Genomic DNA, 11,933 nt, shown 5'->3' with positions numbered 1-11,933 from the left:
CGCGGCAGCGGATCAAGTCCATCGCTTCGACGCCACCTCTAAGACGCGGCGAGCTCGCCCTGATGGATGCGCCGCGACTGGCGCTCGCAGGTCGCGGCCTCTTCCGGTGAGGCCTTCGCAAGGCGCACGGCGACGTGCTTGTGATAGGGCGTACCGGCGATCGGATCGCGGTTGCCGGCATCGGTGAGCGCGTTGATCCGCGGGCCATTGATAAAACGCTCGCCGTCGGCGGCGGGATAGGACTGGCCATAGCCGTGCGGCAGCGCCAGCAGGCCTTGGCGCAGTCCGTCATCGACCTTGGCGCGCACGACGACGCGTCCGGCCGCGGACTCGACGGCGATCCAGTCGCCCTCGCCAGCGCCGAGCGCGGCAAGATCGGTTGAATTGATCCGAAGCGCGCCGTCGGGATCGTCGCGCCGCCACGCCGGATCGCGAAAGATCTGGTTGGCGTTGAACATGCGCCGCTGCCCGGCCGCCAGAATGAACGGATACTCCTTTGGCGGCAGCGCCGCCGCCGGATCGAGCGTCAAAAACCATTCGAGCAGCGCGGGAATCGCCAGGTGAACTTTGCGGTCGGGATGCGCCACGAGCGACCAGACCTCGTGATACGCATGCTGCGTGATTGCCACGCCTTGGCGCGCGCTGACGATTTTGTCGAACAAGGCATCGCCGAGCGTTTGATCCAAGATTTCGGCGCCGGCGCCGATCGCGCGCCGCACCGCCTCGGGCGCGCGCTTGGCGCAGGCTGCCGCCGCACCCCAGAGCGGCGCCGCGGCCGCGACGCCATCGGGCAGCGTCAGCCCGAGCGTGTCATAGAGCACCAGCGCGCCGAGCGGCACGGCTTGCGGATTTTGCGCCATGAAGCCGCGGAACGCGGCGGCAAAAGCCGGCCGCGACTGCCGCGCGGCTTCGCGCAAATCGGCCAGCGTATTGTCGCCCGGCAATAGCCCGACTGCCCGCGCCAGGCGGAGATAGATCTCGGGCTCCGGCAGCGTGCCCGGAAGCGGCGGCACGATGCCGGCACGCACATGGAAATAATTGGTCGGAAACTCGAAATTGAACAGCGTGAATTCGGTCTTCTCATATTGCGAGGATGCCGGCAGCACGTAATGCGCAAGCCGCGCCGTCTCCGTCATGGCGACGTCGACCACGACGCAGAGATCGAGCGCGCGCAGCGCCGCTTCCACCGCCGTGCTGTTGGCCGCGGTGTTCGCAGGGTTTGAGCTGTCGACCCACAGCGCGCGGAAGCGGTCCGGATGATCGACCAGGATCGCCTCGGCCAGCGAATTGGGCGGCAGCAGGCCCGCGATCACCTCGATGTCGAGCGGCTTGAAGCGCTGGCTGGGCGAATTGCCCCACAGCGGCTGCAGCCAGCTGTGCAGCTGATTGGTGCCCTCGCGGCCAAAGCTGCCGGTCAGCATGATCAGCAGCTTTTCGAGATAGGAATTGAGCGTCGAGTTGACGCCCTGCTGGAGGCCGAGCTCGACCCGCACCACCATCGCGTTGGCGGCCAGCATCATGTCGACGCAGCGCTCGATATCGGCGATCGCGATGTCGGCCGCGTCAGCCCAGCGGGCGACCGGCACCTTGAGCAGCGCCTCTTTCACCTCGGCATACCCAGTCGTGTGGGCCGCGAGGAAATCGTGATCGACCGCGTCACGCCGTACCAAAATTGCCAGAAGGGCGCCGAGCAAAAACGCATCCGCACCCGGTCGGACCTGCAGATGCAGGTCCGCCATCTCGGCGCTCTCGGAGCGGCGCGGGTCGACCACGATCAGTTTTCGCGCGGCGTCCTTGCGGATCCTGTTCATATGGTCGCGGGCGTTGGGGAAGCCATGCGCGATCCATGGATTCGCTCCGATGACGAACAACAGGTCGCAATGATGCACGTCCTCGGCCGTGTGGCAGGTCTGGCTGCCGAACAGGTGGCCGTTGACCCAGAAGTCGCCGGTCTTTTCCTGCGACAGCGCATTGAAGACATGACGCGAGCCGAGGCCCCGCAGCAACGCGTTGGCATAGGCGCCGCCGGCGTGATTGCCCTGCCCGCCGCCGCCATAGAGCGCGATGGTCTGCCCGCCATGGCTTTCGCTGATCTCGCGTAGCCGCGCAGCAATTTCTGATATCGCCGTGTCCCAGTCGATAGCGTCAAAGCCGCCATCGGCGCGCCGGCGCAGCGGGGTGGTCAGCCGATCACGATGATGGGCATAGAACGGGATGCGCGCGGCCTTGTTGCAGAGATAGCCTTGCGATTTCGGATTGTCGCGGTCGCCGCGGACTTTTGTGATCCGCTCGTTCTCCACCAGCATCTCGAGGCCGCAGTTGACGTAGCAGAGATTGCACGCGGTCTTGTGCCAGCGCGGTTCCATGTCGTCCTCCCATTGCGTCACCGGAGCTTTTTATATGACAATCATCATTTAAACAACGGCAAAAGATGCCGGCGGACCGACGCGTATTCGGGTCTCTGTCATTCCGGGGCGGCTCGAAGAGCCGAACCTGGAATCTCGAGATGCTCAGGTGCGCAAATGCGCACCATAGTTCGATGCTTCGCATCGCCCCGGAATGACGAAGTTAGATCACTTCCCGTAATAGTCCTGCACGGTGTCCCATGCGACCTGCTGCAAAAACCTTGCGGTCGGCGGATCGATCCCGGCGAGGTAGGAATTGCCGACCGGAGAACGGCCGGTCAGCGCGGCAAACACGGTGCAGGCCGCCAGATAGGTTCCGGCAAGGCTCGGATGCCGCTTGTCCGGGGCATGAAGATTGAGCTCGGGCTGTTTCTCCCGTGCCCGCGCGAAGGCGAGGCCCGCCGGAATCACGAGAGCATTGTTGGCATTGCCAGCGGTCGTGTAGGCTTCGGCGAGTTCTGCCGTCATCTCCGGCCGGTCGGCATAGGCCCAGGACATGAACAGGATCGGCGTTGCGCCGTGGGCGCGGACGATCTCGATGTCCTTTTTCGCATAGTCGGTGAAGACCGCTTTCAACTTCGGATGGATCGGGCACTGGCTGCAATCCATCATCACGGCGGCATCGAACAGCTTGCCGGAACTGTTGAAGACGATGTCGTTGTGCTCGTCGAACGAATAGGAGCCGATCGCGCCCGGGCGGAAATAGCTCTCGACGTCGTGCCAGTCGAGGCCCGAGCCGCCGATCGTCACCATGGTGGCGCGGTAGTCCTGCTTGTGCTCGGGATCGGCGGCCTTTTCCAGCAGGCTGACATGACTGGGCATGCCGTTGTTGAAATAGAAGAAGCTGTTGCCGATGAAGATCTCGGATTTGGGATAGTCCGGCCCGAGACTTGTCACTTGAGGCCTGGTCTGCGCCTGCGCAGCCGCCGCCGCGCAAAGCACGGCAAGCATCGCAAGAAATCCCCGGACAAATGAGCGCATGTCGTTCCTCCCGCGTTTTGCTGCAGAGCTTAGCACGTTGCGCGGCTTTGTCGCGGGGGAGGCATCGCCGCCCGCTCGACGCAATTTGATCCGGCGCAGCCGATAGGCTTTGCACTGCCAATGGCGAGCGGCTATTTTGCGGCCGATCACGAGACATGCCGGCAACCTCATGAGGTCAATGCCATGTCGATGCAGAGCGCAGCTTCTCCCACGATCCGCCTCAGCCCGCCGAAGCGGGGATCCCTGAAGCATATTCCCGGCGACGAAGGCTGGCCGATCGTTGGCAAGACGCTGCAGGTGCTCGCCGACCCCAAGGGGCATGTCGAGCGGAACGCGGCGAGATACGGCCTCGTCTACCGCACCCATCTGTTCGGCGAGACCTCCATCGTGCTGCTCGGGCCGGAGGCGAACGAGCTGGTGCTGTTCGACCAGGCCAAGCTGTTCTCCTCGACCCATGGCTGGGACATCGTGCTTGGCCGATTGTTTCCGCGCGGTCTGATGCTGCTCGATTTCGACGAGCATCGCCTGCACCGCCGGGCGCTGTCGGTCGCATTCAAGTCCGGCCCGATGAAGTCTTACCTGACCCAGCTCGACCGCGGCATCGCTCGCCGCGTCGCGGAGTGGAAGCAAAAGCCCGGCGAGATGCTGGTCTATCCGGCGATCAAGCAGCTCACGCTCGATCTCGCCGCGACCGCATTTCTCGGCGCCGACATCGGCCCCGAGGTCGACGAGATCATGCGCGCCTTCGTCGACATGGTCGCCGCCGCGGTCGCGGTGGTGCGGCGGCCGCTGCCCGGCACGCAGATGGCCCGCGGCGTCGCAGGCCGGAGGCGCATCGTCGCCTATTTCTCGGAACAGATTCCGCTCCGCCGCGCCAAAGGTGGCGGCGACGACCTGTTCTCGCAGCTCTGCCAGGCCACCCATGAGGACGGCGCGCTGCTGTCGAACCAGGACATCATCGACCACATGAGCTTTCTGATGATGGCGGCGCACGATACGCTGACCTCGTCGCTGACCTCGTTCGTCGGCGAGCTCGCCGCCAATCCTGTGTGGCAGCAGAAGCTGCGCGCGGAGGTCATGGCACTCGGCCTTGGTGCCGATGCGGCGATCGGCTTCGATCAGCTCGAGGCCATGCCGCTCACTGAAATGGCTTTCAAGGAGGCGCTCAGGCTCAAGCCGCCGGTGCCCTCGATGCCGCGCCGTGCCGTGCGCGATTTTACGTTCAAGGGTTTTGAAGTGCCGGGCGGCACCCTGATCGGGATCAATCCGCTGTTCACGCATCACATGCCGGGGATCTGGCCGGAGCCCGACCGCTTCGATCCCCTCCGCTTCGCCGAGGACACCTCGCGGAGCCGCCACCGCTTCGCCTGGGTGCCGTTCGGCGGCGGCGCGCATATGTGCCTCGGGCTGCATTTCGCCAACATGCAGGCCAAATGTTTTGCTCGCCACTTCCTGCAAGATCTCGAGGTCTCGCTTGCACCGGGCTATCGCGCCAGCTGGCAGATGTGGCCGATCCCAAAACCGCGCGACGGGCTGCGGGTCCGCGTGAAGCCGGCGACATGAACCGCGGCTCATAGACCGGCCGTTATGGCGGTTTGGCGACGTGGGGGGTTTTGTCGGTCGGTCGCGCATTGCCGCGGCGGAGTAGGGGATCCTGTTCGGGGGGAGATCGCATGAGGGGGAATCGTGGTCGCACCATGGGCGTGCCGCTCGTGGCGGCGCTGGTGCTGGCGGTCGGCACGACCGACACCGTCTGGTCGCGGCACATGGCCAGGCATCCGCACCTGCATGCTGTGGTCGCAAAGCATCGCAAAATGCGGCTGGCCGCGCTCGATCCCACCGCGATCGCGCCGGCGCCTGCCGCGTCGAAGCGCCAAAACCTGTCGGCCGCGCGCTGCGATCCCACCACGTTCCGGATCGTGCTGGACGTCGGCCATACCGCGGAGTCGGAGGGCGCGCTCTCGGCCCGCAACGTCGCCGAGTTCGATTTCAACCTGCGCCTCGCGCAGCGGATTGCCGAGCGCCTGAAGGCCGACGGTTTTGCCGACGCGCGTCTACTGGTGACCCAGGGCCGGTCGACGCCCAGCCTGTTTCGGCGCGTCGCTGCCGCCAACGAGCTGCAGGCCGATCTTTTTCTGTCGATCCATCATGACTCCGTGCCGAATTTCCTGCTCGAAAACTGGGAGTTCGACGGCCGCAAGAGCCATTTCAGCGATCGTTTTGCCGGCTATTCGGTGTTCGTCTCGCGCGAGAATCCACAGTTCGGCGCCAGCCTGAAATTTGCCGAGCTGGTCGGCCGCGAGATGAGGGCGCAGGGCCTTACCTATGCGCGGCAATACACGCTGCCGGTCATGGGGCGCTATCAGCGTCAGCTGCTGGACAAGGACACCGGTGTCTATCGCTATGACGAGCTCGTCGTGCTGCGAAAGACTCGGATGCCCGCCGTGCTGCTCGAAGCCGGCTCGATCATCAACCGCGACGAAGAGCTCAAGATGAGCTCGCCGGAACACCAGGCTATGATCGCAAGCGGCGTCGCGACCGCCGTGAGGGAGTTTTGCGATCCGCGCTGGGCGATCCTCGGGCCGCTGTGATGTTATGGCGGCTGCTGCGCCCCATGCCGCACATGCAAGATGCAATTTCTTCTGCCGTCTCGTCTATCGCGTAAAATATCAAGAATGGATATCGAACCACGGACAAGACGCGGACGTCGGCTTCGTCTGTAACGTGTCCGGCGAATGGAAATTCCTCAAGAAGTTTCGTCAGATCCTCGATCCGCTCCACAACGGCGGCAGCCGCAAATCGGTTGCGTTCGAAAATGTAGGAAAAAATGTTTTCGATTTCGGTGAGCGCCGTCTCGGACCAGCGAACCTTCATGCCCGAACGCGATGAAATACGGCAGCAACCGCTGCCTCATCAGCAAGCCTCCGGTCGCGCATCTCGCCGAGGCCCCGTCGTACGGCCTGCCGCTCGTCGTCGCTCAGCTGATACGGTCCGAAATGCTTGTTTTCGATATCCGCGACGGACCTGACAAACTCCTCCTGCACCTCTTCAGGCCAGGTCGATACCCGTTCCAGCAAGATTTCGAGACTTTGTCGCGCCATAGACACAACCATAGCAGGGTTTCGTTCTCTCAACGATCAGACCGGCAGTTTGCGATGCTCGCGATTGGCGAGGCTCGCTTCCTCCAGGTCGAGGTCGCGTTCGATCCGCCGCCGGACCTCGTCGGTGATCTTGCCGTGGCGCAGCAGCTCATGGATGAACCTGCGCTCGGTGGCGATCAGTTCGCATGTCAGCGCCACACCGGCCCTGGTGATCTCACGGGCTTCGGGATCGAGCGACGTCGGCAACTGGTTGGTGCGGATCTCGTGCCGCGCCCTGAGCAGGCCGACCACCTCGTCGGAGATCTCGCGATCCCTGGTGATCGATTCGAGCCGGCGCAGCGCCGCCTCGAGCGCCTCACGGCGCGCCGAGATCTCCTGTTCATGTTCCGCGACGTGCTCGGCACGGCCGGCCTGCGCGAGGCCGAGGGCGCGCACCACGGCGGGCAGGCTGAGGCCCAATCCCACCAGCGTGACCACGATGACGCCGAAGGCGATGAACAGCACGAGGTCGCGATAGGGGAAGGCCTTGCCATTCTCGACGACGAACGGCAGCGCCAGCGCCGCCGCCAGCGACACCGCGCCGCGCACGCCGGTGAACGCAATCACGAACGGCCATTGCCATGGCGGCGAGGGGTCGCGCGCACGCAGGCTCCTGCTCATCAGGCGCGGCAGATAGGTTGCGGGATAAAGCCAGGCAAAGCGCGCGAGGATGATGATGATCGAGACCAGTGCCGTCGCGCCGATGATGTCTTGCAGCGGAAATGCTTTCGACTGCGCGTAGATCGAGCGCATCTGAAAGCCGGTGAGCAGGAACAAGAGGCCCTCGATCAGATAGATGACGAGATCCCAGAAGAAGATGCCCTGCAGGCGGGTGGCAGCCGAAATCCACAACGGTCCGTTCCAGCTCACATAGAGACCGCAGACCACGGTTGCGATCACGCCGGAGCCGCCGAGATGCTCAGGCACCCAGAAGGCGACATAGGGCGTGAGCAGCGACAGCGTGATCTCGATCTGCGGATCCCTGGCCCAATGGCGCGCCCGCAACGACAGCCAGCCGATCGCGATGCCGAACACGATTTCGCCTGACACGATTGCCGCAAAGGTGCCGGTGGCCTGCGGCAGCGAGAACATGCCGGTTGCGACCGCGGCCACCGCGAAACGGTAGAGGATCAGCGCGGTGGCGTCGTTGGCGAGGCCCTCGCCTTCGAGCACCACCAGGATGCGGCGCGGCAGGCCGAGCCGGCGCGCGATCGCCAGCGGCGCCACCGCGTCCGGAGGTGCGACGATGGCGCCGAGCACGAAACCGATGCCCCAGTCGAACCCCATAAAATAGTGCGTCGCCGCCGCGACCGCGAAGGCGGTAAAGATCACGCAGCCGACCGCGAGCAGGATGATCGGGCGCAGATTGTGCCGGAACTCGCGCCAGCTCATCGCAACCGCAGCCGAGTAGATCAGCGGCGGCAGCACGACCAGCAGCACCAGCTCCGGCCGCAGCTCGACTGTCGGCATGCCCGGCACGAAGGCGACCGTGGTGCCGGCGAGCAGCAGGAGGATGGCGGGCGCCACTTCGAGCCGCCGCGCCACAAGGGCGGTGCCCGCGAGCACCGCGAGCAGCACCAGAAAGGTTTGAAACTCGCTCTCCACCATGAGACGCAATTCGCCTGGAATGGCCTTTGGGGTCAATCCAGCGGAGGTCATCGCAGATGCCCAATGAAGCGATGACGGTGCTTGCCTCCGCCCTCGCGGGCAGGCGATCGCATTTGGCTTTAGCAAGGAGCCATGAATATCCCTCCGCCACTCGCCTTGCTCGCGGGCGATGAATCGCTGCTGCAGGAAGCGAATCGTCAAGGGACGCTGAGCCCGAGCAAGTCGAGAGGGAGGCCGGCCTGTTTTCACGGAGGAGTAAACAGTATGAGGCCGGTGCCAGCTTACCGAGGCGCCGCCAGATTTCGGCCGCCATGTTAACAAAGCTGTGATTGAAAAGTGGCGCTCCGGGCAAAACCGGTTGCGGGACCGCCCCGTACCAGCACAACGCTGCCGTAAGCAGGGCTGAAAAGAGGCGGGAGCATGACCGTGGACGGATATGGCGAGCATGCGATCGTGATCGGGGCGAGCATGGGCGGACTGCTCGCCGCCCGGGCGCTTGCGGACGTCTTCCCCTTGGTGACCGTCGTGGAGCGCGACAGCTTTCCGGACGCCGATGTCCCGCGCAAGGGCGTGCCGCAGGGCCATCACGCCCACGGCCTGCTGTCGCGCGGCCGTCGGGTGATCGAGGATTTTTTTCCCGGCTGGACCGAGGGCGTGATCGAAGCGGGCGGCATCTCCGTCGACGCCGTGCGCGACGTCGCCTGGTTCGGCCACGGCGTGGCGCTGAAGCAGGCGCCAAGCGATCTCGAAGGCCTTTTGGCGTCGCGCCCGGTGCTGGAGGGGCACGTGCGACGCCGGCTCCTGGCGTTGCCCGGGGTTCGCGCGATCCAGAACGGCGCCGTGCTGGGCCTCGCCACGAACGAGGACCGTTCCGCCGTCACGGGCGTGCGGGTCCGGCTCGGCAATGGCGAGGAGAAGGGGCAGGAGCACACCATCACGGCCGATCTCGTGGTCGACGCGTCCGGTCGCGGCTCGCTCGCGCCCGCCTGGCTGGAGGCGCTGGGCTACGAGCGCCCCGAGGAGGAGCGCATCGACGTCGGCATCGGCTACACGACGCGGCTCTACCGCCGTCACGCCGGCGAACTCGGCGGCAAGGTGGCGGTGGTGGTCGCCGGCAACGAGCCGAACTGGCGCAACGGGGCGATCCTGTTCCAGAGCGAGGACTGCTGGATCGTCTCGATCGGCGGCTATTTCGGCGACCATGCGCCCGACAATGCGCAGATGTTTGCCGCCTATGCCGGTTCGTTCCCGACCCACGACATCCACGACATCGTGGCGCACGCAGAACCGCTCGGCGACTTCGTGACCTACCGCTACCCTGCCAATGTCAGACGGCGCTATGAGCGGCTGGCGCGGTTTCCGAAAAATTTCCTGGTGTTCGGCGACGCCATTTCGAACTTCAACCCGATCTACGGCCAGGGCATGACCGTGGCGGCGCAGCAGGCGATCGCGCTGCGCGACACGCTGCGCGAAGCCGGGACGGCATACGCACGGCGCTTTTTCGAGGCCGCCGCGGGGATCGTCGATGTCCCCTGGGACATCGCGGTCGGCAACGATTTGCGGCACCCGCGCGTGATCGGAGCGCGGCCTGCGAAGGTGCGCTTCATCAACTGGTATATCGGAAAACTGTACCGGGCCGCGCAGCACGACGGCGACCTTGCGACCGCGTTCCTGCGCGTCGCCAATCTGGAGTTGCCGCCGGAAACGCTGCTCGCTCCTGCCGTCGTCGCAAGGGTGATCAGGGGCAATTTTCGTCGCCACGCGCGCGGCGCGGCCGAGGTGACGCGGCTCGGCGCGGGGGCATGAGCCCGGAGCGGACCCTTGTCAGCCGGTCGAAGCGGCGGTGAAGACCGCCAATTGAGCGTCGAAAGCACGCTTGTATGCGGGCCGCGCTTCGCCGCGTGCGACGTAGGCGGAGAGGTTCGGATATTCGTCCAGTAGACCCGATGCTCTCAACCTGAGCAGCACCGCCACCATCATCAGGTCGCCCGCACTGAACGCGCCATCGAGCCAGTCGGCATCGCCCAGGCGAGCCGAAAGCTGTTTCAGCCGATCCCGGACACGATCCTCGACCAAAGGCATGCGCTCCTTGGTCCAGGATTTGTCGCTCTCCAGCAGCCGGGCGGTTACGAGTTCGAGGATCGGCGCTTCCACGGTATTGACCGCCGCAAACATCCACATGATCGCGCGCGCCCTCGCATTCGCATCCGCCGGCAGCAGGCCCGCATGGCGCCCCGCGATATGGAGCACGATCGCCCCCGACTCGAACAGGGCGAGATCGCCGTCTTCATAGGTCGGAATCTGCCCGAACGGATGCAGCGCGAGATGCGCGCCTTGCTTCATCGCCTCGAACGACAGCAGACGAACGTCGTAAGGCTGGCCCACTTCTTCGAGCGCCCAGCGAACGCGCATGTCGCGCGCCAGACCCTTGCCGCCGTCGGGCGACCGTTCAAAGGCGGTAATGGTGGGGATCATGAGAAGACTCCGGGTGATTGCATCATGCCATGGTGCCTGACGCGGTTGATTGCGAGGGTCCTGCGTTCATGAACGACGTTATTTTCCGGACTGAAAAGCTGCAAACTTGAATTCCACTTGATGTGATTCGGTCCGGAGGGGGATCTGCCGAATGTGCCTCGACGGGTAATACGCGCATGGGCGTCATGCGCAAACTGCCCGTCGCGCCAATCTGTCGCAGTCGAGCGGTTTCTGTTATCCAGAAGCAGACTTGACGCCGACCCCAAATCAGGAGCATGATCCGCGCCATCCCGCCTCGATGCAGAGGGCGTTTTGGCCAATCGTCACCGAACGTGAGGCGGGCTGCGATGGACGCGTTGGCGGCGCGCACGAATTTTTCGTGCGGACGAACGGCGCTGATGCGGACGCGAAGTCGTGTGGTCCTGGCGCCCCGACGCTGGCGCTAAGCTCGCAAGATGATGATCTTGCGGGTGATGGGAGCAAGAAAGCCCGGTTCCCAGGGAGAGCGCGATATAAGCGTTAAAACCGTTGCGCAGGGAAGGCCGGATGATTCCGCCTACACCTGTGGTTCCTGCCCCGTGCTTTTCTTACGCACGGGGGCCGCGGGTGCAAGCGGGCACCCGGCCTTCCCTGCGCCCTTGTCCAGAGGGAGCAAGACTGACGCAAGACTCGGGCGCGATCGCGCCGCGGGAACGACGAAGGTTGTCAGAGGGAATGCGCGCCACACCTTCGGTGGTCATGCCCCGCGGAAATGGGGCATCCAGTATTCCAGAGACGGCAATGCTTGAGCCGATAGGCCGCGGCGTACTGGATCGCGCGGTCAAGCCGGGCGATGACGGCTTCAAGGAGCGTGGCAGTTGAACTCGGAGGTTGGAGCTTGCGAGACGCGAAGGCCCGGTCCGGTCCGACCGCCCCGGAGTGCCGAACGAAGTCTCGGCGTCCTCGGCTCACTCCCGCAGATCGTAGCGGTAGGATTTCGACACGATCTGCCAGCCATCGGCGAGCTTCATCGCCACCAGATAGTCGGTGAAATAGCGCGGCGGCAACTGGCAGCGCACCTTGATGAAGGCAGTGTTGTCGTCCGAACGGTCGATGGTGACGACAAAGTCCTCGCGCGGCTTGCCCTCGGCCTTTGCCGATGGCCGCTTGCGCACCCAGGCGAGCCAGTCCGGCACGGTCAAAATTTTCAGTTCGCCCTTGTCGACCCAGCGCAGGTCGGCGGAGGGATGAAAGGCCGCCGCGAGCTTGTCGGCGTCGCCCTCGTAAAGGCCATCGAAATAGGTCTGCACGACGGCCTCGATGCTGGAACGGTCAGGTGTCACGG

10 protein-coding genes are annotated in these 11,933 nt (G+C 64.7%); 3 read left to right on the top strand and 7 right to left on the bottom strand.

What is annotated here, in order from left to right:
- Positions 1-38 precede the first annotated feature (38 nt).
- Together JOZ76_RS19535 and JOZ76_RS19530 are read right to left on the bottom strand one after the other, a co-directional pair.
- Positions 39-2,366, bottom strand: coding sequence for a molybdopterin-dependent oxidoreductase (locus tag JOZ76_RS19535; RefSeq protein ID WP_291700951.1), 2,328 nt, complete (start codon positions 2,364-2,366; stop codon positions 39-41).
- Positions 2,367-2,573: 207 nt separating this feature from the next.
- Positions 2,574-3,386 (bottom strand): DUF4886 domain-containing protein, encoded by an 813-nt coding sequence (locus JOZ76_RS19530; protein WP_291700949.1) that lies wholly within the window; start codon positions 3,384-3,386, stop codon positions 2,574-2,576.
- Positions 3,387-3,569: 183 nt separating this feature from the next.
- Here JOZ76_RS19530 and JOZ76_RS19525 point away from each other — a divergent pair, with 183 nt between their 5' ends.
- Positions 3,570-4,949, top strand: a complete 1,380-nt coding sequence (locus tag JOZ76_RS19525) for a cytochrome P450 (RefSeq protein ID WP_291700946.1) — start codon at positions 3,570-3,572, stop codon at positions 4,947-4,949.
- 110 nt (positions 4,950-5,059) lie between these two features.
- The gene (locus tag JOZ76_RS19520; protein WP_291700944.1) at positions 5,060-5,977 is read left to right on the top strand and encodes an N-acetylmuramoyl-L-alanine amidase family protein; all 918 of its coding nucleotides are present in this window, start codon (positions 5,060-5,062) and stop codon (positions 5,975-5,977) included.
- Here the strand turns inward: JOZ76_RS19520 and JOZ76_RS19515 are convergent.
- Genes JOZ76_RS19515 through JOZ76_RS19505 form a run of 3 tightly spaced genes read right to left on the bottom strand, consistent with a single transcriptional unit; the run spans position 5,901 to position 8,134 of the window.
- On the bottom strand, positions 5,901-6,260 hold the full coding sequence (locus JOZ76_RS19515) for a type II toxin-antitoxin system RelE/ParE family toxin (protein ID WP_291700942.1): 360 nt from the start codon (positions 6,258-6,260) through the stop codon (positions 5,901-5,903). The two genes, JOZ76_RS19520 and JOZ76_RS19515, sit on opposite strands and share 77 nt — an antisense overlap.
- Complete coding sequence (locus JOZ76_RS19510; RefSeq protein WP_291700940.1) at positions 6,257-6,463, bottom strand: hypothetical protein; 207 nt, start codon at positions 6,461-6,463, stop codon at positions 6,257-6,259. Before JOZ76_RS19510 ends, JOZ76_RS19515 begins: the two co-directional genes overlap by 4 nt.
- Positions 6,464-6,523: 60 nt before the next feature.
- A complete protein-coding gene (locus JOZ76_RS19505; protein WP_291700953.1) occupies positions 6,524-8,134 on the bottom strand; it encodes a Na+/H+ antiporter in 1,611 nt (536 codons plus the stop codon).
- Between the two features lie 420 nt (positions 8,135-8,554).
- Between JOZ76_RS19505 and JOZ76_RS19500 the strand changes: the two genes are divergently transcribed.
- On the top strand, positions 8,555-9,940 hold the full coding sequence (locus JOZ76_RS19500; protein ID WP_291700938.1) for an FAD-dependent oxidoreductase: 1,386 nt from the start codon (positions 8,555-8,557) through the stop codon (positions 9,938-9,940).
- 18 nt (positions 9,941-9,958) lie between these two features.
- Here the strand turns inward: JOZ76_RS19500 and JOZ76_RS19495 are convergent, their stop codons facing one another.
- A complete protein-coding gene (locus JOZ76_RS19495) occupies positions 9,959-10,609 on the bottom strand; it encodes a glutathione S-transferase family protein (protein WP_291700936.1) in 651 nt (216 codons plus the stop codon).
- Positions 10,610-11,556: 947 nt separating this feature from the next.
- Complete coding sequence (locus JOZ76_RS19490; protein ID WP_291700935.1) at positions 11,557-11,931, bottom strand: nuclear transport factor 2 family protein; 375 nt, start codon at positions 11,929-11,931, stop codon at positions 11,557-11,559.
- Positions 11,932-11,933 lie beyond the last annotated feature (2 nt).

Origin of the sequence: Bradyrhizobium sp. (assembly GCF_019244115.1) — a bacterium.
Taxonomy (GTDB): Bacteria; Pseudomonadota; Alphaproteobacteria; order Rhizobiales; family Xanthobacteraceae; genus Bradyrhizobium.
Note: the sequence above shows the minus strand (reverse complement) of the source record. Positions and strands in the feature narration are given on the sequence as shown.